Below are 24645 nucleotides of genomic sequence, written 5' to 3' on the forward strand. Positions count from 1 at the left end.
CGATGAGGCATGACTCTTAACAAAAACATAGCGGATCGGCCGCCGGAGCCTTCCGGCCCTCCCGATTTCTAGGGGGTTGACCGGGGTTTCTCGCGTCAGGCAACCGACCGCTCCTCGCGCGGGACCGCGTAGCGGCGGTAGATCGCCTCGATCATGTCGGGGCTGACGGGCTTGGTGATGTAGTCGTCCATGCCGGCGTCCATGCAGTTCTGCATGTCGACGTTGAGCGCCTGCGCGGTGACGGCGACGATGGGGGTGTGGATGCCGAGCGCCTTCTCCGCCTCGCGGATCTCGATCGCCGCGTCGATGCCGTTCTTGACCGGCATGGCGATGTCCATCAGCACGAGGCGCGGCTGGTGCTTGCGCCAGAGCGTCACCGCCTCCTCGCCGTTCTCGGCGATACGGTGGGAGATGCCCATGCCTTCGAGGATCTGCGAGAAGACGAACTGGTTGATCTGGTTGTCCTCGGCCACCAGCACCTCGATGTCGCCGACGGCGGCAGAGGGCATGGCCGCGATGTCGGTGGCGATGTACCAGTCGTCGGCGATCGGCACGGGGCTGACGATGTCGCCGAGCGGCGAGGCGTTCTCCGACAGGAGCTCGTGCTCCTCGACGAGGACGCGCATGAAATCCGGCCCGATGCCGTCCGGGGCGATAAGGCGGACGGGCACGCCGTGCCCCTGGGCGGCGAGTTCCTCGTGGCCGGGAAGATTGTCGTCGACGACGACGAGGTCGAGCGGCAGCCCGCGCTTGCCGGCGAACGCCAGGAAGGCCTCGCATTCGTGGCGGTCGCGCACCGCGCAGCATTCGGCGCCGCGCCGCCTGAACTCCTCGACCAGGATGTTCTCGATGCGCGGATTGGGCGTGGCGACGAGGATGCGGCGGCCGGAGACGGCCGTCAGGTCCTCCGAGCGCAACTGCTCGAGCAGGATGCGGCGCTCGGCGTCGCGCACGGGATCGAAGCAGTTCTGCGCCTCGACGAAGCCGCTGCAGAGATCGAGGGAGGCGCCGCCCTCCATCGCCCGGGTTCCGGCGACGATGTCGGAGACGTCCTCCATGTGGGTGACGAGGACGCAGTGGCCGGGCTGGCCCACCCGGTACTTGCGGGTGATGACGTAGAGGTCGGAGCCGTCGGCGCGCACGATATGCTCGGCGACGCGCATCGGCATGCCGGTCTCCAGCACCTCGCGGTCGCTCGCCTCGGTGCGCTCGGCGTTCTCCGCGTCGCACAGGTCCCAGGCGCTGCGGCCGAGGATCGCGTCGGCCTCGACGTTGTAGATCGCACAGAAGGCGCGGTTGGCGGCGATATGGGCGAGGTTGCGGTCCTTGACGACGAGCGGCGACGGCAGCGTCTCCAGGATAGCCTCGGTCAGCTCGACGCGCTCCAGGTCGGTGCGCCACTGCTCTTCCTGCTTCTTCTGCTCGGAGACGTCGGTGAGCGTGGTGACGTTGTAGCCGTTCGACAGGCGGCGCTTGCGGAAATGGATCCAGCGGTCGCGGCCGAGCCGCTCCACCGCGTCGTGCTGCTCCCGCCAGTGCGCGGAGATGCGGGCGGAGATCCACTCCTCGCGGTTCACGGCCTTGTGGCGCATCTCCGGCGCGATGCCGTAGCGCAGGCCGCAGTCGAAGATCGCGCCGAGCACGTCGCGCAGGCGCGTCCCGGGCTTCAGGAAATCGGCGGGGATGGGAAAGTAGCGCTGGATCTGGCGGCTGGCGAAGACGAGGCTGTCGTTCTTGTCGTAGACGATCACGGCGGCGGCGAGAATGTCGCAGGCCGTCTCGAACATTCCCAGCCGGATGTTCGCGTCTGCCGACGCCCCGTCGCTCATCGTTTCAAGTCCCCGCCTCTCTGGCATTCGCGAAACATGCTGATGGATGCCATGGCATCTTCGGACAGGGAGGATGGCAGCGACCAGCGACGCTGCAATTGTCCGCCGGGGACCGGCCGGCCTGCGCTCATACAGGCCCGCCGACACGTTCGCAGCTTTTTCTTAAAGGCTGATTAAGCACAAGAGACCGCTTACGGAATCGGCCGCCGGAACGATCCGCCGCCTTCACGCGATCGCGGAGGAAGGAGCACGCGCGGTTTTGCTGGAATTGCCTTGGCGAATCCAAGAGAATGGCGGCATGACCATCCGACAGCTTTCAGAAACCCTCATCAACCGGATCGCCGCCGGCGAGGTGATCGAACGGCCGGCGAGCGCCGCCAAGGAACTCATCGAGAATGCCGTCGACGCGGGCGCGACCCGCATCGAGATCGCGACGGCCGGCGGCGGCAAGGCGCTGCTCCGGGTAACGGACAACGGCTGCGGCATGGCGCCCGCCGACCTCGAGATGGCGATCCGCCGGCACTGCACCTCCAAGCTCGAGGACGACCTCGCCGACATCCGCACGCTCGGCTTCCGCGGCGAGGCGCTGCCCTCGATCGGCTCAGTCGCGAAGCTCTCGCTGCTCAGCCGCACGGCCGAGGCGGGCGAAGGGGCGGAGATCAGCGTGACCGGCGGCAAGGTCGGTCCGGTCCGGCCGGCGGCGGCCAACCGCGGCACGGTGGTGGAGGTGCGCGACCTGTTCTTCGCGACGCCCGCGCGGCTGAAATTCCTGAAGAGCGAGAAGGCGGAGGCGTCGGCCATCTCCGACGTGGTGCGCCGCATGGCGCTCGCCTTCCCGGCCGTGCGCTTCGTGCTGTCGGGCTCCGACCGCTCGACGCTGGAGTTCCCGGCGACCGGCGCCGACCGGCTGGCGCGCATCGGCCAGGTGCTCGGCCGCGATTTCCGCGACAACGCGATCGAGATCGACGCCGCGCGCGAGGACGTACGGCTCACCGGCTTTGCCGGCGTTCCGACCTTCAACCGCGGCAACAGCCTCAACCAGTTCGCCTTCGTCAACGGCCGGCCGGTGCAGGACAAGCTCGTCTGGTCGGCGCTGCGCGCGGCCTATGCGGAGACGATCCCGCAGGGGCGCTATCCGGTCGCGGTCTTGTGGATCGACGTCGACCCGGCGCTGGTCGACGTCAACGTGCATCCGGCGAAGTCCGACGTGCGCTTCCGCGATCCGGGCCTCGTGCGCGGCCTGATCGTCGGCGCGATCCGCGAGGCGCTCGCGCGCGACGGCGACCGCGCCTCGACCACGGGGGCCTCCGGCCTGATGCGCGCCTTCCGGCCCGAGGCGGCCCGGCCCGCAGCGCCCTGGACGCCTTCCGCCTCGCCCTGGCGCCCCTTCGAGGCGCCGGTCGCGCTTCGCGAGCGGCAGGCGGATTTTTCCGGATTCGCCGCGCCTTCCGCCCGCAGCGAGCCGGCGGCCGCGGCATCCGTCGAGGCGGAGCCCGTCCGCCATCCGCTGGGCGCGGCGCGCGCGCAGCTTCACGAGAACTACATCGTCGCCCAGACGGAGGACGGGCTGGTGATCGTCGACCAGCACGCCGCGCACGAGCGCCTCGTCTTCGAGGCGATGCGGCAGGCGCTCCATTCCCGGCCGGTGCCGGCGCAGGCGCTGCTGATCCCGGAGATCGTCGACCTGCCGGAGGAGGACTGCGACCGGCTCCTCGCGCATGCGGCGGAGTTCGCGCAGCTCGGCCTCGGCATCGAGCGGTTCGGGCCTGGCGCCGTCGCCGTGCGCGAGACGCCGGCCATGCTCGGCGAGATGGACGCGGCGGGGCTCGTGCGCCAGCTCGCCGACGAGCTTGCCGAATGGGACACGGCGAGCGGGCTGAAGAACCGGCTCGAATACCTCGCCGCCACGATGGCCTGCCACGGCTCGGTGCGCTCCGGGCGGCGCATGCGGCCGGAGGAGATGAACGCGCTGCTGCGCCAGATGGAGGCGACGCCCGGCTCCGGCCAGTGCAATCACGGCCGGCCGACCTATATCGAGCTGAAGCTCGCCGACATCGAGCGGCTGTTCGGGCGGAGCTGACCTCCATGTGGCTGCGAAAAGGCTGGATATTTGCCGGCCGCCGGGATATGGCACCAGAACGACAACGACGGAAGACGACGATGAACCGGTTGGAAGGACGCGCAAGCCGCGAGGCGAAGATCCGCTATCTCGACGGTGATTTCCAGATCCTGATGCCCGGCTCCCACGTCGTCTGCGCCGTCACCGGCGAGACGATCCCGATCGACGAACTGCGCTACTGGAGCGTCGCCCGCCAGGAGCCCTACGCCAGCGCCGCCGCCTCGCTGGAGGCGGAAAAGCGCGCGGGAGCCCTGCCGAACCAGCGGCGCTGAGGTTCTTCCTTTTCCGGCGGCGGACGCCTCGCCTGCGAGAGCGGGACCATCGCATATCAGGTTTTCGGCCCCTCATCCGGCCTGCCGGCTACCTTCTCCCCGCAAGCGGGGCGAAGGAGATATGCCGCACCGTTTTCCCTTGTCCGGATCCTGCGCAGGGCACGTCCCCTCTCCCCGCTTGCGGGGAGAGGGTTAGGGTGAGGGGGCGGGAGATCGACGACAGGCGGGTCGCCTTCCTACCGCCCCGCAACCCGCTGCAGCTTGCGCCGGCGGGCGGCGGCGATGGCGGCGTCGATGATCGCGTCGGGGGCCTTCGGGTCGTCGAAGCGGATTTCCACCTCGATCACCCGGCTCTTCTCCTTCAGCTCCTCCGAACGGCCGTGGCCGCCGGCAAGCCGCACGCTGTCCTTCGCCGTCGTCACCAGCCGGTAGCCGAGCGCCTCGGCATGGTCGAGGATCTCCTCCACCTCGTCGTCGCTGAGGTGATGGTGGTCGGGGAAGCCGCGCGTGACGTAGAGATGCGCGCCCGTCTCCGTGACGGTGCGGAAGAACTTCTCGTTGTCGGCGATGCCGGACCAGGCCATCACCACTTCGCCGTCGAGATCGTCCGCCCCGACCGTCTCCAGCGTCGCGGCATAGATGCCCTTGCCGGCGCGCGCGGCCTGGCGGATCAGCCTATCGGCGGCGTCGCCGTCGCCGATCGCAAGCAGCGCGTCGGCCTGGCGGATCTGCTCGCGGATCGGCGCGCGCACCGGGCCGGCCGGCACGAGATGGCCGTTGCCGATGCCGCGGCGCGTGTCGATGACGAGGAGCGCATAGTCGAAGGTAAGCCGCGCGCTCTGGAAGCCGTCGTCCATGATGATGAGGTCGGCCCCCTCCTCCACCAGCTTCTGTGCCCCCTTCACCCGCTTGCGGGAAATGACCGTCAGCGCCTCGCGGGCAAGCAGCAGCGGCTCGTCGCCGACGGCGCGGGCGCGATGGTGGTGCGGGTCGACCACGGTGGTGACGTCGAGCGAGCCGCCGTAGCCGCGCGACAGGAAGCCGGGCTTCAGCCCGCGGGCCTTGGCGGCCTTGGCGAGCGCGATCGCCGTCGGCGTCTTGCCGGCGCCGCCGACCGTGAAATTGCCGACGCAGATGACCGGCACCGGGACGCCCGCGCGGCGGCCCTTGCGCATGCGCCGCCCGGCGACGAGCCCGTAGAGTCCCGCAAGCGGCCAGAGCGCACGGGCGCGCCAGTCTGGCTTCGTCCACCAGAAGGGCGGGGCCTCACTGACCATGGGACCCGACGCCGGGCATCAGCGCCATGAGTTCGGTGATGTCGTTGAGGCAATAGTCGGACGCCGCGGCGAGCGTTTCGCGCGAGCCTGTGCCGGTGAGCACGGCGACGGTGAGCCCGGCGCCGGCGTTGCGGCCCATGTGCAGGTCGTGGTTGTTGTCGCCGACGACGGCGACCTGGTGCGGTTCGAGCCCCGTCGCCGCGCAGAAGCCGAGCACCATGCCGGGCTCCGGCTTGGTGCCGAAGCCGCTGTCGTAGCCGGCGACGTAGTCGAGCCGGCCGGAAAAGCCGAAGCGGTCGGCGGTCGCGCGGATCGAGGCCTCGTTGTCGCTGGAGGCGACGCCGAGCCGGTAGCCGCGCGTGCCCAGCGTCTCGAAGAAGACCGCAAGGTCGGTGACGGCGACGGCGAGTGCCGCCGAATTGGCGAAGAGCCCGTCGAAGATCACCGAGAGCTCGCCCACCGTGAAGGGCGCGCCGGCGGCGACCATACCCTCGGCAATCTCCACCGTGTTGCCGGCGGCGAGCAGGCTGTCGGGCGTGACGTAGCCGCTGTCGGGGTCCATGCCGCCGGCGACGAGCAGGCGGCGGGCGAGCACCTCGTCGCCGCGCGCGGCGATCCGGGCAAGCTCGCGGTTCACCGGCACCCAGCTGCGGGCATAGTCGAGCAGCGTGCCGTCCTTGTCGAAGAGGATGCCGGCGATCGTCGCGGTCTTCGTCATCTCGGCGGTCCTTCCTCAGGAGGGCTGGCGGGGGTGGAGCCGCGCCTTCACGGTCAGCGGGTTGATATAGGGCTCCAGCCCCTTGATCGTCGCGCGCAGGGCGCCGCGCATCTCCTGCACGGTCTCCTGGCCGGCGTCGATCATCTGCCGGCGCACCGTATCGTTCATCAGCAGATAATGCACGCCCTTCGCCAGCATCTCGACGTCGCGCACCATGCGGGCGCTGCCGTTGCGGGCGAGCATCTGGTAGCTCTCGCGGAAATTCTGCACGTGGCCGCCCGACAGGATGGCGCAGCCGAGCATGGCCGGCTCCAGCGGGTTCTGCCCGCCCTGGCCGAACAGCGACTTGCCGACGAAGGCGACCTCGGTCAGGCGCAGATAGAGGCCCATCTCGCCGATCGTGTCGCCGAGCAGGATGTCCGTCTCGGCCGTCACGGGATCGTTGCGGGTGCGCCGCGCAACGGAAAGCCCGCGCGCCGCCAGCATGTCCTCGATCGCCGTCGCCCGCTCGGGATGGCGCGGCACGATGATGGTGAGCAGGCCGGTACGCTCCTTCAGCACCCGGTGCACGTTGCCGGCGGCCGCCTCCTCGCCCTCGAAGGTGGAGATCGCCGCCCAGGTGCGGCGTGCGCCGATCTGCGCGCGATAGGCCTTCAGCACGGCCGGATCGGCCGGCGGCGCGTCGGTGTCGACCTTGAGGTTGCCGGAGACCTGGACGGGAAGCGCGCCCAGCGCCCGGAACCGCTCGGCATCGGCCTCCGACTGGGCGATGACGAGGGCGAAATTCTCGAACAGCGCGTCGGCGAGCGCCGGGCGGCGCTTCCAGCGCTCGAAGGAGCGGTCGGAGAGCCGGCCGTTCACCAGCACCTGCGGGATGTGGCGCGCGCCGAGCTCGAGGATGGTCATCGGCCAGATCTCGGATTCGGCGATGATGGCGAGGTCGGGATGCCAGTAGTCGAGGAAGCGGCTGACGGCGGGCTTCAGGTCGAGCGGCACGTACTGGTGGATGACGTCCTTGCCGAGCCGCTCGGCGGCGACGCGGGCCGAGGTGATCGTGCCCGTCGTCAGCACCACCGCGATGCCGCGCCGGCGCACCTCGGCGATCAGCGGCACCACCGCCACCGTCTCGCCGACGCTTGCCGCATGGAACCAGACGAGCGGGCCGGAGGGACGCTCGACGCTCGCCACGCCGTAGCGCTCGCGCCGGCGCGAGCGGTCCTCCTTGCCCTTGGCGACGCGCACCGCGAGATAGGGGCCGATCACGGGATAGAGCGCGACCCCGCCCCAGCGGTAGAACGACAGCGCAAGGCGGGCGAACCGGCTGCTCATCGGCGCGGCACCTCGGTTGCGGCCATCGGGCGGGGGAAGGTCATCGGCCGGGGTCAGCCGTTCTGCGGGTCGAGCAGGCGGTGCATGTGCACGATGAAATAGCGCATGTGGGCATTGTCGACGGTCTGCTGCGCCTTCGCCTTCCAGGCGGTGAGCGCGGTCGCATAGTCGGGGAAGATGCCGACGATGTCGAGCTTGTCGAGGTCGCGGAATTCGATGTCCTTGAGCGTCGTCAGTTCGCCGCCGAAGACAAGGTGGAGTCGCTGCTTCGTGTCGCTTTTCTCGGTCATGTCTTTTCTCGTTCTCAAGCGGAATCCGGCTGACGGTTTGCTGGATTCCGGGTCAAAGGTCAATGGCCGGCAAGGTGCCGGGACGCGTCGACGAGGCCGGGCAGCCGGGTGAGGCCGGCCGCGCAGAGCGTCTCGTGGCTGACGGCCCGGCGATTATAGGTGAGCGCCTCGCCATCGAGCGTCGCGAGCCCGCCGCCCGCCTGCGCCAGGATCAGGTCGGCGGCGGCGAGGTCCCAGTCGTGCGCGTTGCGCTTGACGAGCGTGGCGTCGATGCGCCCGTCGGCGACCATGGCGAGGCGATAGGCGAGCGAGGGCACGTGCGCGATGCGCTGCACGTCGCCGAAGGCCTGCCGGTCGATGGCGTGGACCATGTCCTCGGGCGCGGCCATGCGCGTCGGGCGCGAGGCGTCGGGGGCAGTCGTGGAGACGGCGGCGCCGTTCTTCAGCGCCGCGCCGCCGGCCACCGCCGTGAACAGCTCGCCGAGCGCCGGCGCGAAGAGCACGCCCGCCACCGGCCGGCCGCCGTGGACGACGGCGGCGGACACGCACCAGACGTCCTTGCCGGCGATGAAGGCGCGGGTGCCGTCGATCGGGTCGATGACGAAGACCGTCTCGCAATCGAGCCGGCGGGCGTCGTCGTCCGTCTCCTCCGACAGCCAGCCGTAGTTCGGCCGGGCCGAGAGCAGCTCCTTCTTGAGGATGTCGTTGGCGGCGAAGTCGGCGGCACTCACCGGCGAGCGGCCGCCGTTCTTCCACCAGACGTCCGGCGCCTTGCGGAAGAAGTCGAGCGCACGCGCGCCCGCGAGCCTCGCCGCCCCGGTCAGCAGGTCGAGGTCGGCGGTCCAGTCCGTAGGCGCGGGATGAAGCGTCATGGCCTCACGTCCCGGCCAGCGTCATGCCCTCGATGGCGAGCGTCGGGGCGGCGGCGCCGAAGCCGCGGTCGATGTCGTTTGCGGGGGTGATGCGAAGGAACATGTCCTTGAGGTTGGAGGCGATGGTGACCTCCGAGACCGGGAAGGTGAGCTCGCCGTTCTCGATCCAGTAGCCGGAGGCGCCGCGGCTGTATTCGCCCGTCACCATGTTGACGCCCTGGCCGATCAGCTCGGTGACGTAGAGGCCGGTGCCGACGGCGCGGATCAGCTCTTCCGGGGAGATGTCGCCGGGCTCCAGCGCGAGGTTGGTCGAGGCCGGGTTGACCGCCGTGCCGCCGCGAACGCCGCGGCCGTTGGTCGAAAGCCCGAGCTCGCGCGCGGTCGAGGTGGAGAGGAACCAGTGCTTGAGCACGCCGTCCTCGATCATCGCCAGCCTGCGGCCGGTGACGCCCTCACCGTCGAAGGGGCGCGAGGAGGGGCCGCGCACGATCAGCGGGTCGTCGGTGACGGTGAGGCCGGCCTTCAGCACCTGCTCGCCCATGCGGTCGCGCAGGAAGCTCGTCTTGCGGGCGACGGAAGCGCCGTTGATGGCGCCGGCGATATGGCCGGCGATGCCGCGCGCCACGCGCGGGTCGTAGACGACGGTGACGTTCCTCGCCGTCGGCACCTGGCGCGGGTTGAGGCGACGCACGGCGCGCGCGGCGGCCTCGCGGCCGATCTCCTCCGCCGCGCGCAGCTCGGCGAAATAGAGGTTGCTGTCGAAGTCGTAGTCGCGCTCCATCTTCGTGCCCTCGCCGGCGATCACGCTGACGGAGCGGCCGAAGCGGCTCGCCATGTACGAGCCGGAGAAGCCGTGCGAGGTGGCGAGCACCAGCCCGCCCATGCCGGCCGATGCGCCCGCGCCGCCGGAATTGGTGACGCCGGAGACGGCGAGGGCTGCGGCCTCGGCGGCAAGCGCGGCCTCGGTCAGCTGCTCGGCGGAGGCCTCGGTCGGGTCGAAGAGGTCGAGGTCCGGCCAGTTCCGGGCGAGGTCCCTCTCGTCGGCGAGCGTGGCGAAGGGGTCTTCCGGCGAGGCCTTCGCCATGGCGACGGCGCGCTCGGCGAGCGTCTTCAGGTCGAAGCCCGGATTGGCCGAGACGCTCGCCACGCGGCGGCCGACGAAGACGCGCAGCGAGAAGTCGTCGCTTTCGGACGCCTCCGTGCCCTCAACCTTGCCGAGGCGTACGCTGACGGAGCGCGACCGGCCGCGCACGACCACCGCGTCGGCGGCATCCGCACCCGCCGCGACCGCCCGGTCGATGAGCTCGCCGGCGCGCGCGAGAAGGCTTGCGGAATCGATCGTCTCTGACATGACTTGGCCTTTCTTTGCTGACCCATTTATTGTGCGCCGACACGGGCATCAAGGGCGGCGCCGCCGATTTTTGCCCGCCGCCAGCAGCCCCCCGAAGGATGCCATCCCGCATGTCCTACACGCACAGCGCCTATTACGAAGTCCTTCTCATGCTGGGCGGAGCCCTGCTTGCCGCGCCGCTGTTCAAGCGGCTCGGGCTCGGCACGATCCTCGGCTATCTCGCCGCCGGCGTGGTGATAGGGCCGCTCCTGCACCAGATCCGCGACGGCGAGGAGATCCTGAACGTCTCCGAGCTCGGCGTCGTCTTCCTGCTCTTCCTCATCGGCCTGGAGCTGAAGCCGTCGAGGCTGTGGTCGATGCGGCACGACATCTTCATCCTCGGCATCGCGCAGGTGGCGGCGACGGGCTGCGCGCTGGCGGGGCTCGCCTGGCTGTCGGGACTGGCCGACGCGCCGGGCGCGCTGATCGTCGGCTTCGGCCTGGCGCTCTCCTCCACCGCCTTCGCGCTGCAGATCCTCGACGAGAGCGGCGACACCAACCGGCCCTACGGGCGGCGCGCCTTCTCGCTGCTGCTGCTGCAGGACCTGGCGATCGTGCCGCTGCTCGCGCTCATCCCGCTTCTCGCCGAGCAGGCGCCGCAGGACCCGACCACCGCCTTCGAGGACTTCCTGATCGCCGTCGCCGCCATCGCCGCGCTGCTCGTCGCCGGGCGCTACCTGCTCAACCCGCTGTTCCAGGTGATCGCCCGGACCGGCGCGCGCGAGGCGATGATCGCCGCCGCCCTATTCGTCGTGCTCGCCGCCGCCACGCTGCTGCAGATGGCCGGGCTGTCGATGGCCATGGGCGCCTTCCTCGCCGGCGTGCTGCTGGCCGATTCTTCCTACCGCCACGAATTGCAGGCGGACGTCGAACCCTTTCGCGGCATCCTGCTGGCGCTCTTCTTCATGGCCGTCGGCCTGTCGCTGCATGTCGACGTCATCCTGTCGAGCTGGGCGATCATCCTCGTCGCCACGCCCGTGATGATGGTGGTCAAGGGCACGCTGATCTACGGCCTCTGCCGGCTGGCGGGCTCGCCGCACCGCGACGCGCTGCGCATCGCGCTCGTGCTGCCGCAGGGCGGCGAGTTCGGCTTCGTGCTGTTCACCGCCGCCGCGGGGGGCGGCATCTTCCCGCAAAGCTTCGCCTCGCTGCTGATCGCCATCGTCACCGTGTCGATGGCGCTGACGCCGCTCGCCGCCGGGCTCACGCGCTTCCTGCGCAGCGAGGAGACGCGCGAGGAGATGGAGGAGGATTTCGACGGGGCCGGCGCGGACGTGCTGATGATCGGCTTCTCCCGCTTCGGCCAGATCGCCGCGCAGGTGCTGCTCGCCGGCGGGCGCGAGGTGACGGTGATCGATTCGTCCACTGAGCGCGTCCGCCAGGCGGCGAATTTCGGCTTCCGCATCTATTTCGGCGACGGCACGCGCAAGGACGTGCTCAATGCCGCCGGCATCGAGCGGGTGAGGATCGTCGCCGTCTGCACCCACCGCAAGGAGACCACCGACCGCATCGTCGACCTCGTGCAGGCGGAATATCCGAACGCCGAGATCTTCGCCCGCTCCTACGACCGCATCCACACGCTGTCGCTGCGGGCGCGCGGCGTCGGCTACGAGATCCGCGAGACCTTCGAATCCGGCCTGCTGTTCGGCCGCAAGACGCTGGAGGCGCTGGAGCACGACGAGGAGAGCGCGCAGGCGATCGCCGACGACATCCGCCGCCGCGACGAGGCGCGGCTGGAACTGCAGGCGGCCGAGGGGATTTCCGCCGGGCGGCACATGCTGCATTCCAGCCCGGTGCGGCCCGAGCCGCTCCTCAAGCCGAAGCGCAAGGCGCAGGCCGGCCTGGAGGGCGAGAAGGCGGCGCCATAGGCCTCAGGCGAGCGCCGAAAGCCGCTCGTCGAGCGCGCGGCGCAGCACGTCGCGGATGCCGGCCGAGCCCGCCAGCACCTCCTCCGCCTTCAGGAAATCGAGGACGCGGAAGCGGCCGACCTCGGGCCTCAGATAGATGTCGGGCGCGCCCCTCTCCAGCTTCAGCGTGACGATCGAGCGCATGGTGAGCTGGGTGGCGCCGTAAAGGCTGTCGATGCCGTTCGGCAGGTCGGCGGTGCCGGCCGGCGGATGGCCGATGACGTCGACGCCGATGGTGATGTCGGCCCTGCCGGCGATATGGTCGAAGGGCACGGGGTTCCACAGGCCGCCGTCGATCAGCACGCGCCCGCCGATCGTCACCGGGCGGAAGACGGCGGGCAGCGCGGCAGACGCCGTAAGCGCCGGCATCAGCGGTCCCGTCTCGCAAAGGCATTCGCACTGGGCGTAATAGTCCGAGGTGACGACCTTGAGCGGGATGTCCAGACCCTCGAAGGTCTCCGGCAGCCGCTCCGGCAGGAAGGCGGCGAGCACGCGCTCGAGGTTGAACTGGCCGAAGCGCAGGCCGTTGGCGACGACCTCGGAAAGGCTCGCCGGGCGCAGGCTCCACAGCCGGTTCAGCACCTCGCGCCGCCCGCCGATCGCCGACAGCACATGCTCGCGGATCTCCGCGCCCGTCATGCCGCAGGCGACGGCGGCGCCCATCAGCGCGCCGATCGAGGCGCCGGAGATCAGCGACGGGCGCAGGCCGAACTCGTCCAGCACCTCGATGACATGGATATGGGCAAGCCCCCGCGCGCCGCCGCCGCCGAGCGCCAGCGCCAGGGTGGGACCGGGCTTGCGGGCTGCGGGGGTGGGAATCTCGGTCATGGCGGACCTCAGCCGGGCCGGTAACGGTAGAAATGCATGCGCGTGTCGCCGAAGGTGCGCACCTCCAGCGGCTCGAAACCGTCGACGGCGGCCGGCGTCACATCGGCGCGCTCCTCCAGGATCGCCAGCGCACCGTCGACGAGCCAGCCGCCGCGGGCGGCCGCGTCGAGCGCCCTCTCGCCGAGCCCCCTGCCGTAGGGCGGGTCGGCGAAGACGAGGTGGAAGGGCTCCATCGTGCCGACGCCGCCGAGCGCCGTCGCGTCGCGCCGGAAGATTTTGGCGCGGCCGATCACGCCGAGCGCCTCGATGTTCGAATGCAGGAGGCCGCGGCCCTCGACGCCCTGCTCGACGAAGAGCGCGCTCCGCGCCCCGCGCGACAGGGCCTCCAGCCCGACCGCGCCGGTGCCGGCGAAGAGGTCGAGCACGCGGGTGCCGTGGAGCACCTCCGGATAGGCGTGCGCCAGGATGTTGAACAGGCTTTCGCGCGTGCGGTCGGTGGTCGGGCGGATGTCGTCCGACCGGGGTGTGGCGAGCGCGCGGCCGCGAAACTCTCCGCCGACGATGCGCACGGCGGCCTACTTCCCCCGGCCGCGCGGGCGGCCGCCGCCGGGTTTCCCGCCGAAGGGCTTGCCGCCGTCCGGCCTGCCCGCGAACGGCTTTCCGCCCGAAGGCTTGCCGAAGGGCTTGCCGCCTTCGCCGCGGGGCGGGCGATCACCGAAGGACTTGCCGCCGTCGCGGCGCGGCGGACGGTCGGCGAAGGGCCGGTCGCCCTCTCCGCGCGGCTTGCGCTCGCCGCGCGGCGGGCGGTCGCCGAAATCGCGCGCGGGCCGGTCGCCGCCAGCGGCGTCGCGCTTGCGGCCGAAACCGCCCTCGTCGCGGCGCTCCGGCTCGGCGGCGCGGATCCATTCGCCCTCCTCGTCGCGGGTCTTCAGGATGCGCGGCTTGCCGGCCGCCTCCGCCGCGCGGCCCCGGGCAGGCCCCTTGCGGTCGGGATCGAACTTCTGGGCGGAGCGGGTCGGTCCGCCCTCGGCGGTGCGGCCGTAGCGCTTGCCCTTGGGCGCGCCGTCCGGCCGCGCGCGCGGCGCGCGCTTCGCGCCGTCCTCGTCGGCCTTCTTCTCGGCGACGGGGCGGGCGCCGGGCGCCATCCAGACGTTGGACTTGCGGGTGCGGGCGGCGGGCTCGCGCTTCGGCCGGTCCTCGAACCGGCCCCTGCCCTCGTCGCGCCGGCCGGCGGGGCGGTCGTCGCGCTTCGTGTCGAGGCGGGCGCGCGCGCCCTCGCGGCGGTCGGCCGGCTTCTCGCGGGCGGGCTTCTCCTTGCGGACCGGCTCCTCGGCCGGCGGCGGTTCCGGAGCGTGATCGAAGAGCGGGGCGTCGAAATTCGCCTTCGCCTCCTCCACGAGGCGGGGGCCGAGTTGGTCGCGCAGCGTGCGGCCGCGAATCTCCTGGGCATGGCCCTCCGGCAGCTCGCCGAGCTGGAAGGGACCGTAGGAGATGCGGATCAGGCGGTTGACGTCGAGGCCGAGCGCGCCGAGCACGTTCTTGACCTCGCGGTTCTTGCCCTCGCGCAGGCCGACGGTGATCCAGACGTTGGAGCCCTGCACCTTGTCGAGCGTCGCGTCGATCGCGCCGTAGAGCACGCCGTCGACGGCGATGCCGTCCTTCAGCTTGTCGAGCTCCGCCTGCTCGATCTTGCCGTGGGCGCGCACGCGGTAGCGCCTGAGCCAGCCCGTCGCCGGCAGTTCCAGCACGCGGGCGAGGCCGCCGTCGTTGGTGAGCAGCAGCAGGCCCTCGGTGTTGATGTCGAGCCGGCCGATCGACATGACGCGCGGCAGGTCCTCCGGCAGGTTGTCGAAGACGGTCGGGCGGCCTTCCGGATCGGCATTGGTCGTCACCAGGCCGGCCGGCTTGTGATAGAGCCAGAGGCGGGTGCGCTCGATGCCGCGGATCGCCTCGCCGTCGACCTCGATGCGGTCGGCGAAGGTGGCGTTGACCACCGGCGTGTCCAGCACCTTGCCGTTGAGGCTGACGCGGCCCTCCATGATCATGCGCTCGACGTCGCGGCGCGAGGCGACGCCGGCGCGGGCGAGCAGCTTGGAGATGCGCTCGGGCGCCATCTCCGTATCCGCCGATGCGGGGCGCGGCGCCGGCTTGGCCGGACGGGCGGCGGCCTTGGCGGCGAAGGGCTTGCCCTGCCGCTTGCCCTCCGGCTTGGCGGCGGCGGATTTCGCGCCCGAAAAGGGTTTCTTGCCGGAGGCGGCCGTTGCGGCGCCGCGCGGCTTGCGATCGCGGCCGACGGGCTTGCCGCCCGGCCGTTTTGGCTTGTCTTTGGATGTCATTTGTGCTGCCTGCGTTTTGCCCGTGTCCTATCAGGTCAGGCGTCCGGGGTTAAGAGGAATTCGTGCCGCCGATGACAAATCGCTTCATGGAGATCGCGCTTGCCGAGGCGCGCGCGGCCGCCGCGCGCGGCGAGGTGCCGGTGGGCGCGGTGCTGGTCCTCGACGGCGCGGTCGTCGCGCGCGCCGGCAACCGCACCCGGGCGGACAACGACGTGACCGCGCACGCCGAGATCGCCGTCATCCGCGAGGGGGCCGAAAAGCTCGGGCGGGAGCGGCTTTCGGGCGCCGACCTCTACGTGACGCTGGAGCCCTGCACGATGTGCGCCGCCGCCATCTCGTTCGCCCGCATCCGCCGGCTCTACTACGGTGCGGAGGATCCGAAGGGCGGCGCGGTGGACAACGGCGTGCGCTTCTTTTCGCAAGCCACCTGCCACCATGCGCCGGACGTCTATTCCGGCATCAGCGAGGCGGAGGCCGCCGACATCCTCAGGACCTTCTTCCGGGAAAGGCGCGATCCGCAATGACCGCTCTCCCGCTCGCCGGCGCAACGCTTCTTCTCCTTGCCGGCATGTCGCTTTTCGCCGCCCGGCATGTCGCGCCCGGTGCGCGGCGGCTGATCATGCAATGGAAATGGGACGGCACGCCGGGCTGGTCGCTGCCGCGCGGGGCGGCGCTCGCCTTCATGCCGGCGCTCGGGGCGATCGTCATGGCGGCAGTGGCCTTCGCGGAGCCCGACGCATTGCCGGTCGTCTGCGCCGTCCTGGCGGCGGCCCACGCGCTTCATCTCCTCCTGCTGGCGAGACGCCGCTGACGCCTCAGCCCTCGGCGAAGCGCTTCAGCTTCTCGCCCGACAGGCGGTAGCGGACCCATTCCCCCTGCGGCTCGGCGCCGATCGCGTCGTAGACACGGATCGCCGGCTCGTTCCAGTCGAGAACGCTCCATTCGAAGCGGCCGCAGCCCTCCGAGACGGCGATGCGGGCGAGATGGCGCAGGAGCTGCCTGCCGACGCCGGCGCCGCGATGCGCGGGCGCGACGTAGAGGTCCTCAAGATAGAGGCCGTTGCGCGCCTGCCAGGTGGAATAGCTGAGGAACCAGACGGCGAAGCCGGCGGGCGTGCCGTCCGGCGCCTCGCACACTATCGCGCGCGCCACGGCGCCGGGGCCGAAGAGCGAGGCGGCGACGGTCTCCTCCGTCGCCTCGACCAGATGGACCGCCTTCTCGTAGTCCGCCAGCCCGCGGATGAAGCCGAGGATCGTCGCCGCGTCGGCGGCGGTCGCGGGCCGGATGGCGTAGGTCATGGCGTCAGAAAGGCCACCAGCTTCTGCCGCTGTTGGCCATGGCGGCCGCCTTCCTGCGGCGCCGCTCCTTGTCGCGCTCGGATTCGCCGAGATCGGCCTCCGCGCCCTCGGGCAGGCGGCGGTACTCGAGCGGCGGGTCGCTCAGGTAGCGGCGCTTGTCGGCATAGGCGCCCATCTGGACCTTGCGCGCCTCGCGATAGGCGGCCTGCTGCTCGGCGGCCGAAAGCTTGCGGCCGGTCTCGTGCTGCGAGACCAGCGGAGACCGGTAGTTCGGATCGTCCTGGTTGGCCGTCGCCTCCTCGCGCAGACGCTCGCGCATCTCCTCGGGGCTTTCGATCCATTCCGGGTTGTCCTTGCCGGCGACGGACTTCTGCGGCGTGACGAGGGCCGTTTCCGTGGCGTTCTTCGGCACGACGAGCGCACCGCGCGGCTGGTACTTGATCTTGCGCGCCTCGCTGGTGTCCGGCGCGATGCTGACGACGTCGCCGAGGTCCTCCATCAGCTGCTCGCCGGCCGTCTTGCTGGTGCCGTAGGTCGGCCCCATGCAGCCGGCGAGAAGGAAGCTCGCCCCGACGAGGCCGAGAAGACCGCCGTGCATCCGATAATTCCGCGTCATGCCCATGAACACCCTTCCAGCAGCGCCGGCCGTCCCAACATCCTGCACGGCAGGACGCCGTGCCATGGCCGAAAAATCCGGCCAATTTCAGGCAGCAATACCGGATGAAGGCGAGAAGCGCAATTCATCCGGCCGGGCCGGGGCCCGAAAGCCCCGGCCGTCAACAGGCCGTCCCTCAGGCCGCCCGGCGGAAGCCGAGCTCGCGCAGCGCCGCCGCATCGCGCGCCGAGACGTCCGGATAGTCCGGATCGGTGCCGACATCGGTGGTGATGCGCCAGGAGCGGGCGCACTTGCGGCCTTCCGCCAGCTTCGGCTCGACGGCGACCTTCGCCACCTCGGGGAGCCGGAAGGCGTCGGCCGGCCCCTCGCCCGGGACGACCGAGATCGCCGAGGTGATGCAGATCTCCGCGAAGTCCTGTCCTTCGAGCGCGGCGAGAAGCGCCGGATCGGCGACGTGGACGACCGGGGCGGCCTCCAGCGAGGCGCCGATGCGCTTCTCACGCCGCTCGATCTCCAGCGCGCCGGTGACGACCGAGCGCACCTGACGGATCTTCTCCCACTTCTCCTCCAGCGCGTCGTTCCGCCAGCCGGCGGGAACGGCCGGGAACTGCTCCAGATGCACCGAGACGGCGTCCGGCTTGCGGGAGAGCCACGCCTCCTCCATGGTGAAGGGCAGCATCGGCGCCAGCCAGGTGACGAGGCACTCGAAGATCTTCCGGATCGTGCAGAGCGCGGCGCGGCGCTTCGGCGACGATGGCGCGTCGCAATAGAGCGCGTCCTTGCGCACGTCGAAGTAGAAGGCCGAGAGCTCGACATTCGAGAAGTCGATCAGCGCGCGGGTGATCCTCTTGAAGTCGAAGGCGTCGTAGCCTTCGCGCACCAGCGCGTCCAGTTCGGCAAGCCGGTGCAGCATCAGCCGCTCCAGCTCCGCCATGTCGCTAGCGGCGATCTCCTCGCCGGTGTCGTGGGCGAGCGTGCCGAGCATCCAGCGGATCGTGTTGCGCAGCTTGCGGTAGGCGTCGATGTTGGTCTGGATGATCGTCTTGCCGAGGCGCTGGTCCTCCCAGTAGTCGGTGGTCATCACCCACAGGCGCAGGATGTCGGCGCCCGATTCCTTCATCACGTCCTGGGGCGAGACGACGTTGCCCTTGGACTTCGACATCTTCTCGCCCTTCTCGTCCATGGTGAAGCCATGGGTGATGACGGCGTCGTAGGGCGCGCGGCCGCGCGTCGCCGCACTTTCGAGCAGCGAGGAATGGAACCAGCCGCGATGCTGGTCGGAGCCCTCGAGATAGACGTCGGCCGGCCATTTCAGGTCGGGGCGATCCTCCAGGGTGAAGGTGTGGGTCGAGCCCGAGTCGAACCAGACGTCGAGGATGTCCATGACTTGGTGCCAGCGGGCATGGTCGTGGTCGTTGCCGAGGAAGCGCTCCTTGGCGCCTTGCGCGAACCAGGCATCCGCCCCTTCCTGCTCGAAGGCCTCCAGGATGCGGGCATTCACCGCCTCGTCGACGAGGATCTCGCCCTTGTCGTCGGCGAAGATGGCGATCGGCACGCCCCAGGCGCGCTGGCGCGACAGAACCCAGTCCGGCCGGCTCTCGATCATGGCGCGCAGGCGGTTCTGGCTGGCGGCGGGGACGAAGCGGGTGTCGTCGATGGCATCGAGCGCACGCGAGCGCAGCGTGGTGCCGTCGCCGAGCGCCTTGTCCATGTAGACGAACCATTGCGGCGTGTTGCGGAAGATCACCGGCTTCTTCGAGCGCCAGGAATGCGGATAGGTGTGCTTGAGGCGGCCGCGGGCGAAGAGGTTTCCGGCGGCGATCAGCGCCTTGATGACGGCGTCGTTGGCGTCGCCCTTCTTGCCCTTGTCGTCGATGACGCGCGCGGGGCCGCCCTCGCGGTCCGGGCCGAAGCCGGGCGCGTCCGCGGTGTAGAAGCCGGCGTCGTCGACGGTGAAGGGGATCTGCGAGGAGATGCCGCGCGCCTCGAGGCTGCGGGCCTCCGCCATCCAGGCGTCGAAGTCCTCGCGGCCGTGGCCGGGGGCGGTGTGCACGAAGCCGGTGCCCGCGTCGTCGGTGACGTGGTCGCCGTCGAGGAGCGGCACCTTGAAGCCGTAGCCGCCGCCGAGGCCCTTCAGCGGATGGGCGCAGGTGACGCCGGCAAGCTCGGACGGTTCCAGGTCGCGCACGAGCGCGAGCGTCACCTTGGCCTTGGCGGCGCATTCGTCGGCGAGGCGCTTGGCGAAGACGAGCTTCTCGCCCGGCTGCGGGCCGAAGGCGTTCTCGGCCGCCGTGACCTCGTAGAGGCCGTAGGCATAGCGCGAGGAAAAGGCGATGGCGCGGTTGCCGGGGATGGTCCAGGGGGTCGTCGTCCAGATGACGACGGAATTGCCCCGGAGGTCGTCACCGCCCTCCACGACCGGGAACTTCACCCAGATCGTGTCGCTCTCGTAGTCCTGGTACTCCACCTCGGCCTCGGCGAGCGCGGTGCGCTCGACCACCGACCACATGATCGGCTTGGAGCCGCGGTAGAGCTGGCCGGACTTGGCGATCTTCAGCAGCTCGCCGGCGATGCGGGCCTCGGCGTGGAAGTTCATCGTCGTGTAGGGGCGCTCGAAATCGCCCTCGATGCCGAGGCGCTTGAACTCCTCCGTCTGCACGCCGATCCAGTGCTGGGCGAACTCGCGGCATTCGCGGCGGAACTCGTTGACCGGCACCTCGTCCTTGTTCCTGCCCTTCTCGCGGTACTTCTCCTCGATCTTCCACTCGATCGGCAGGCCGTGGCAGTCCCAGCCGGGCACGTAGTTGGCGTCGCGGCCGCGCATCTGGAAGGAGCGGGTGATGACGTCCTTGAGGATCTTGTTCAGCGCGTGGCCGATATGGATGTTGCCGTTGGCATAGGGCGGACCGTCGTGGAGGACGAACTTGTCGCGGCCGGCGGCCGACGCGCGCAGCTTCTTGTAGAGCTCCATCTTCTGCCAGCGGGCGACCGTCTCCGGCTCCTTCTGCGGCAGGCCGGCGCGCATCGGGAAATCCGTCTGCGGCAGGTAGAGGGTGGAGGAATAATCGACTTTCTCGGGCGTATCGGTCATGGGTGTCTCATCGCGCGATCGTCGCGCTTGCGGGATAAACAAACTGGCTATGACGGCGGGGCGTGACGGAAACGCCCGAAATCCCGGACCTTCCGGCCTCGCTCAGAGCGCGCGGAAGGCCGGGCCAATAATTCGCAGATCGATGGTCAGCCGGTCGAACATCATGGTGCGCGGTATTACGGCCTTTTCGCACCTTTGAAAAGACGGAGAATGCCTAGAAACAGAGGCGCGCGTCGATGGGGCCGAGCGGGCGCACGCCGGCGATGAGCGCGCGCGCCTCGTCCTCGTCGCGCTTCATCTGCACGACCAGCGGGTCGAGCCCGTCGAACTTCAGCTCGTCGCGCAGGTGGCCGAAGAAGGAGACGGCGCAGACCTCGCCGTAGAGATCGCCGGAGAAATCGAAGACGAAGGTCTCGAGCAGCGGCGCGCCGTCGGTGTCGACCGTCGGGCGGCGGCCGAAGCTCGCGACGCCGTCGTGAAGGCTGCCGTCGGCGCGGCGGAAGCGCACGGCATAGATGCCGTTCCTGAGCGACACCTCGGGCGGAAGCTGCATGTTGGCGGTGGGATAACCGAGCGTGCGGCCGAGCTGCTTGCCGCCGACGACCTCGGCCTCCACCGCGTAGCGGTAGCCGAGCTGGGCGGCCGCCTGTGCGACCTCGCCCTCGGCGAGCAGCGACCGGATGAAGCTGGAGGAGATGACGGAGGCGTTCTCGTCGCGGAAGGCGTCGACCAGCGTCACGCCGAAGCCGTTCTCCTCGCCCGCCTGCATCAGGAAGGCTGGCCCGCCCTCCCGGCCCTTGCCGAAGTGGAAGTCGAAGCCGGTCACCACCTCGGAGGCCTTCAGCCAGTCCAGCAGGATCGAGCGGATGAAGCCCGACGCCGAGATTTCCGAGAAGGTTCGGTCGAAGGGATATTCGATGACGGCGGAAAAGCCCATGCCTTCGAGGATGCGCGCCTTGAGCGGCGCCGGCGTCAGGCGGAAGACGGGGCGTTCGGGGCGGAAGACGGTGCGCGGATGCGGCTCGAAGGTCAGCACCAGCGCCGGCACGCCGCGGGCGGTGGCGATGTCCAGCGCCCGCTGCAGCACGGCCTGGTGGCCGCGGTGCACGCCGTCGAAATTGCCGATGGCGATCACGCCGCCGGCGAGGCGCTCCGGCAGCGGCTCCTTCGTCTCGTTCCTGTGGAATACGGTCATCGACGGCCTCCGTCCGGTCACTGCAGCCGGGGCATCCACCATTTCGGGTGCGCGCCCTCGCGCGAAAGGAAGGCGTCGAGCCGCGCCTCGTCGGTGCGGCCGGCCTCCACGTATTCGCGCGCGTGGATGCCGCCGGAAATGTAGAGCACGTCGAGGCCGAGGGCCTCCGCGCCGCGCACGTCCGTCGGCATGCCGTCGCCGACGGCGATCACCCGGGCGAGGTCGAAGTCGCCGCGCACCTCGCGCGCCTCGGCGATCGATTTCTCGTAGATCGGCCGGTGCGGCTTGCCGGCGATCGCGGTCCGGCCGCCGAGCTCCTCGTAGAGCGCGGCGATCGCGCCGGCGCAGGGGATGAGGCGATGGCCACGCTCGACCACGAGGTCGGGATTGGCGCAGACGAAGGGCAGGCCGCGCGCGGCGAGCGCGGCAAGCTCGGTGCGGTAGTCCTCGGCCGTCTCGGCCTCGTCGTCGCGCAGGCCCGCGCAGACCACCGCCTCGGCCGCCTCCATATCCACGGGCGTCACGTCGAGGCCGTCGAGCAGCGGATAGTCGCGGTCGGCGCCGATGAAGCGGATCTTCCTCGGGCCCTCGGCGATCAGCGCGCGGGTGACGTCGCCGGAGGTGACGATGCGGTCATAGGCCTCGTCCGGGACGCCGAGGCCGCGGATCTGCACCTTCACGCCCGGATAGGGGCGCGGCGAATTGGTGATGAGCACGACCGTGAGACCGGCCGCGCGCGCGGCCGCGAGCGCCTCCGAGGCGGCGGCGAAGGCCTCGACGCCGTTGTGCAGCACGCCCCAGACGTCGCACAGCACCACGTCGTAGCGGCCGGCGATCTCGGCGAAGGATCGGATGCGTTCAGCCATCGGGATTCCCCTCATGAAGTCGAGCCCGGCTGACATCGCAAAGGCGCGGCGAGAATACAAGCCTCCTCCCGCCGTTTTTGCGGGGTGCGCCCTTGACGGCGGCGGGGCGGACCGCCATCTGCCGGATGCGGGCCGCCGGAACCGTCAAAAGAATTTCACGGAGGCGTCCTTGACTCCATCTCCGGCGCCTCTTATCTCCATCGCCGCTAGCACTCGACTTTGGTGAGTGCTAACATCTTTCCAACGGGCCCGCTCGCGGTCCGCAATGTCATTTGATCGAGGGATTAGACAATGGCAAACATCAACTTCCGTCCGCTGCACGATCGCGTCGTCGTCCGTCGCGTCGAATCCGAGGAAAAGACCAAGGGCGGCATCATCATCCCCGACACCGCCAAGGAAAAGCCGCAGGAAGGCGAAATCGTCGCCGTCGGCCCCGGCGCGCGTGACGACGACGGCGACATCATCGCCCTCGACGTGAAGGTCGGCGACCGCATCCTCTTCGGCAAGTGGTCCGGCACGGAAATCAAGCTCAACGGCGAAGACCTTCTGATCATGAAGGAATCCGACATCATGGGCATCATCGGCTGATTGCCGGTCCTTCCCGAAATTCCCATTCGAAACCAGGAGTTTTGAAAAATGGCAGCCAAAGAAGTCAAGTTCGGCCGCAGCGCGCGTGAGAAGATGCTGCGTGGCGTCGACGTCCTCGCAGACGCCGTGAAGGTCACCCTCGGTCCCAAGGGCCGCAACGTCGTCATCGACAAGTCCTTCGGCGCCCCGCGCATCACCAAGGACGGCGTCTCCGTCGCCAAGGAGATCGAACTGGAAGACAAGTTCGAGAACATGGGCGCGCAGATGGTCCGCGAAGTCGCTTCGAAGACCAACGACGTCGCCGGTGACGGCACCACGACCGCGACCGTTCTCGCCCAGGCCATCGTCCGCGAAGGCGCCAAGGCCGTCGCCGCCGGCATGAACCCGATGGACCTGAAGCGCGGCATCGACCTCGCCGTCGCCGAAGTCGTCAAGGATCTCCAGGCCAAGGCCAAGAAGATCAACACCTCGGAAGAAGTCGCCCAGGTCGGCACGATCTCGGCCAACGGCGAGCGCCAGATCGGCCTCGACATCGCGGAAGCGATGCAGAAGGTCGGCAACGAGGGCGTCATCACGGTTGAAGAAGCCAAGACCGCCGAGACCGAGCTCGAAGTCGTCGAAGGCATGCAGTTCGACCGCGGCTACCTGTCGCCCTACTTCGTGACCAACCCGGAAAAGATGGTCGCGGATCTGGAAGACGCCTACATCCTGCTGCACGAGAAGAAGCTCTCGAACCTCCAGGCCATGCTGCCGGTGCTCGAGGCCGTCGTCCAGACCGGCAAGCCGCTGGTCATCGTCGCCGAAGACGTCGAAGGCGAAGCGCTCGCCACCCTCGTCGTCAACAAGCTGCGCGGCGGCCTGAAGATCGCCGCCGTCAAGGCCCCGGGCTTCGGCGACCGCCGCAAGGCCATGCTGGAGGACATCGCCATCCTGACGGGCGGCACGGTGATCTCCGAGGATCTCGGCATCAAGCTGGAGAACGTCACGCTCGACATGCTCGGCAAGGCGAAGAAGGTCTCGATCTCCAAGGAGAACACCACGATCGTCGACGGCGCCGGCCAGAAGGCCGAGATCGAAGGCCGCGTGGCCCAGATCAAGGCGCAGATCGAGGAAACCACCTCGGACTACGACCGTGAGAAGCTGCAGGAGCGTCTCGCCAAGCTCGCGGGCGGCGTCGCCGTCATCCGCGTCGGCGGCTCCACGGAAGTCGAAGTGAAGGAAAAGAAGGACCGCATCGACGACGCCCTTAACGCGACGCGCGCTGCCGTCCAGGAAGGCATCGTACCGGGCGGCGGCGTCGCGCTGCTGCGCTCCTCCGTCAAGATCGCCGTCAAGGGCGAGAACGACGACCAGGAAGCCGGCATCAACATCGTCCGCCGCGCGCTGCAGTCGCTGGTCCGCCAGATCGCCGACAACGCCGGTGACGAGGCCTCCATCGTGGTCGGCAAGATCCTCGAGAAGAACGAGGACAACTACGGCTACAACGCCCAGACCGGCGAATACGGCGACCTGATCCAGCTCGGCATCGTCGACCCGGTCAAGGTCGTGCGCACCGCGCTGCAGAACGCCGCTTCGGTCGCCTCGCTGCTGATCACGACGGAAGCCATGATCGCCGAGCTGCCGAAGAAGGACGCTCCGGGCGGCATGCCCGGCGGCATGGGCGGAATGGGCGGCATGGACATGATGTGACAGGCGAAGGCCTGTCCGTCGTCCGCGATCCCCGCAGGACAGACGAAAGGGCGGTCTCCGGACCGCCCTTTTTTGTAACCAAAGTAAACCTCCACCTCCGGTGGAGGACTGGACGAGTTCTACATCGTGGTCGAG

22 protein-coding genes are annotated in these 24645 nt (G+C 69.7%); 7 read left to right on the forward strand and 15 right to left on the reverse strand.

Annotated elements, in window-relative coordinates:
- Window positions 1–95 precede the first annotated feature (95 nt).
- Window positions 96–1829, reverse strand: a complete 1734-nt coding sequence (locus tag NNZ72_RS21265; RefSeq protein ID WP_257317625.1) for a response regulator — start codon at window positions 1827–1829, stop codon at window positions 96–98.
- A gap of 298 nt (window positions 1830–2127) precedes the next feature.
- Between NNZ72_RS21265 and mutL the strand changes: the two genes are divergently transcribed.
- The gene (gene mutL, locus NNZ72_RS21270) at window positions 2128–3909 is read left to right on the forward strand and encodes a DNA mismatch repair endonuclease MutL (protein ID WP_257317626.1); all 1782 of its coding nucleotides are present in this window, start codon (window positions 2128–2130) and stop codon (window positions 3907–3909) included.
- Window positions 3910–3989: 80 nt separating this feature from the next.
- Window positions 3990–4220, forward strand: a complete 231-nt coding sequence (locus NNZ72_RS21275) for a DUF2093 domain-containing protein (RefSeq protein WP_257317627.1) — start codon at window positions 3990–3992, stop codon at window positions 4218–4220.
- Between the two features lie 236 nt (window positions 4221–4456).
- On the opposite strand, the gene lpxK is transcribed toward NNZ72_RS21275, so the two are convergent.
- Genes lpxK through NNZ72_RS21305 form a run of 6 tightly spaced genes read right to left on the reverse strand, consistent with a single transcriptional unit; the run spans window position 4457 to window position 10057 of the window.
- Window positions 4457–5497 (reverse strand): tetraacyldisaccharide 4'-kinase, encoded by a 1041-nt coding sequence (gene lpxK, locus NNZ72_RS21280; RefSeq protein WP_257317629.1) that lies wholly within the window; start codon window positions 5495–5497, stop codon window positions 4457–4459.
- Complete coding sequence (locus NNZ72_RS21285) at window positions 5487–6215, reverse strand: HAD family hydrolase (protein ID WP_257317630.1); 729 nt, start codon at window positions 6213–6215, stop codon at window positions 5487–5489. The genes lpxK and NNZ72_RS21285 overlap by 11 nt, the downstream gene beginning before the upstream one ends.
- A gap of 15 nt (window positions 6216–6230) precedes the next feature.
- Complete coding sequence (gene waaA, locus NNZ72_RS21290) at window positions 6231–7544, reverse strand: lipid IV(A) 3-deoxy-D-manno-octulosonic acid transferase (RefSeq protein WP_257317631.1); 1314 nt, start codon at window positions 7542–7544, stop codon at window positions 6231–6233.
- 53 nt (window positions 7545–7597) lie between these two features.
- On the reverse strand, window positions 7598–7834 hold the full coding sequence (locus NNZ72_RS21295) for a DUF4170 domain-containing protein (RefSeq protein WP_257317632.1): 237 nt from the start codon (window positions 7832–7834) through the stop codon (window positions 7598–7600).
- Between the two features lie 59 nt (window positions 7835–7893).
- On the reverse strand, window positions 7894–8706 hold the full coding sequence (locus NNZ72_RS21300; RefSeq protein ID WP_257317633.1) for a 3'(2'),5'-bisphosphate nucleotidase CysQ: 813 nt from the start codon (window positions 8704–8706) through the stop codon (window positions 7894–7896).
- A gap of 4 nt (window positions 8707–8710) precedes the next feature.
- Complete coding sequence (locus tag NNZ72_RS21305; RefSeq protein WP_257317634.1) at window positions 8711–10057, reverse strand: TldD/PmbA family protein; 1347 nt, start codon at window positions 10055–10057, stop codon at window positions 8711–8713.
- Window positions 10058–10167: 110 nt separating this feature from the next.
- Here NNZ72_RS21305 and NNZ72_RS21310 point away from each other — a divergent pair, with 110 nt between their 5' ends.
- The gene (locus NNZ72_RS21310) at window positions 10168–11964 is read left to right on the forward strand and encodes a monovalent cation:proton antiporter-2 (CPA2) family protein (RefSeq protein WP_257317635.1); all 1797 of its coding nucleotides are present in this window, start codon (window positions 10168–10170) and stop codon (window positions 11962–11964) included.
- Between the two features lie 3 nt (window positions 11965–11967).
- Here NNZ72_RS21310 and NNZ72_RS21315 read toward each other — a convergent pair whose 3' ends face one another.
- From NNZ72_RS21315 to NNZ72_RS21325, 3 genes are read right to left on the reverse strand one after another with little or no spacing between them, the layout of a single operon-like run.
- Window positions 11968–12831, reverse strand: coding sequence for a patatin-like phospholipase family protein (locus tag NNZ72_RS21315; RefSeq protein WP_257317637.1), 864 nt, complete (start codon window positions 12829–12831; stop codon window positions 11968–11970).
- 8 nt (window positions 12832–12839) lie between these two features.
- Window positions 12840–13400 carry a 16S rRNA (guanine(966)-N(2))-methyltransferase RsmD gene (gene rsmD, locus NNZ72_RS21320; RefSeq protein ID WP_257317638.1) on the reverse strand — a complete coding sequence of 187 codons (561 nt, stop codon included), beginning with the start codon at window positions 13398–13400 and terminating at the stop codon, window positions 12840–12842.
- Window positions 13401–13406: 6 nt separating this feature from the next.
- Window positions 13407–15167, reverse strand: a complete 1761-nt coding sequence (locus tag NNZ72_RS21325) for a pseudouridine synthase (RefSeq protein WP_257317641.1) — start codon at window positions 15165–15167, stop codon at window positions 13407–13409.
- A gap of 71 nt (window positions 15168–15238) precedes the next feature.
- Here NNZ72_RS21325 and NNZ72_RS21330 point away from each other — a divergent pair, with 71 nt between their 5' ends.
- Both NNZ72_RS21330 and NNZ72_RS21335 read left to right on the forward strand, forming a co-directional pair.
- Entirely contained in the window at window positions 15239–15691 is a 453-nt protein-coding gene (locus tag NNZ72_RS21330; protein WP_257317642.1) for a nucleoside deaminase, read from the forward strand.
- Window positions 15688–15978, forward strand: coding sequence for a hypothetical protein (locus NNZ72_RS21335; protein WP_257317643.1), 291 nt, complete (start codon window positions 15688–15690; stop codon window positions 15976–15978). Before NNZ72_RS21330 ends, NNZ72_RS21335 begins: the two co-directional genes overlap by 4 nt.
- A 4-nt stretch (window positions 15979–15982) precedes the next feature.
- Here NNZ72_RS21335 and NNZ72_RS21340 read toward each other — a convergent pair whose 3' ends face one another.
- From NNZ72_RS21340 to NNZ72_RS21360, 5 genes are all read right to left on the reverse strand, one after another.
- Window positions 15983–16465 carry a GNAT family N-acetyltransferase gene (locus NNZ72_RS21340; RefSeq protein WP_257317645.1) on the reverse strand — a complete coding sequence of 161 codons (483 nt, stop codon included), beginning with the start codon at window positions 16463–16465 and terminating at the stop codon, window positions 15983–15985.
- A 4-nt stretch (window positions 16466–16469) separates the two neighbouring features.
- Window positions 16470–17087: a hypothetical protein gene (locus NNZ72_RS21345; protein ID WP_257317647.1), complete on the reverse strand. Its 618-nt coding sequence runs from the start codon at window positions 17085–17087 to the stop codon at window positions 16470–16472.
- A 169-nt stretch (window positions 17088–17256) separates the two neighbouring features.
- Window positions 17257–20172, reverse strand: coding sequence for an isoleucine--tRNA ligase (gene ileS, locus NNZ72_RS21350; protein ID WP_257317648.1), 2916 nt, complete (start codon window positions 20170–20172; stop codon window positions 17257–17259).
- A 214-nt stretch (window positions 20173–20386) separates the two neighbouring features.
- Window positions 20387–21367 carry a bifunctional riboflavin kinase/FAD synthetase gene (locus NNZ72_RS21355; RefSeq protein WP_257317649.1) on the reverse strand — a complete coding sequence of 327 codons (981 nt, stop codon included), beginning with the start codon at window positions 21365–21367 and terminating at the stop codon, window positions 20387–20389.
- A gap of 17 nt (window positions 21368–21384) precedes the next feature.
- Complete coding sequence (locus NNZ72_RS21360; protein ID WP_257317650.1) at window positions 21385–22233, reverse strand: TIGR01459 family HAD-type hydrolase; 849 nt, start codon at window positions 22231–22233, stop codon at window positions 21385–21387.
- 291 nt (window positions 22234–22524) lie between these two features.
- Between NNZ72_RS21360 and groES the strand changes: the two genes are divergently transcribed.
- Both groES and groL read left to right on the forward strand, forming a co-directional pair.
- Window positions 22525–22821, forward strand: a complete 297-nt coding sequence (gene groES / locus NNZ72_RS21365; protein WP_257317652.1) for a co-chaperone GroES — start codon at window positions 22525–22527, stop codon at window positions 22819–22821.
- 48 nt (window positions 22822–22869) lie between these two features.
- Window positions 22870–24510 (forward strand): chaperonin GroEL, encoded by a 1641-nt coding sequence (gene groL / locus NNZ72_RS21370; protein ID WP_257317653.1) that lies wholly within the window; start codon window positions 22870–22872, stop codon window positions 24508–24510.
- Window positions 24511–24645 lie beyond the last annotated feature (135 nt).

Source organism: Shinella pollutisoli (assembly GCF_024609765.1).
Taxonomy (GTDB): domain Bacteria; phylum Pseudomonadota; class Alphaproteobacteria; order Rhizobiales; family Rhizobiaceae; genus Shinella; species Shinella pollutisoli.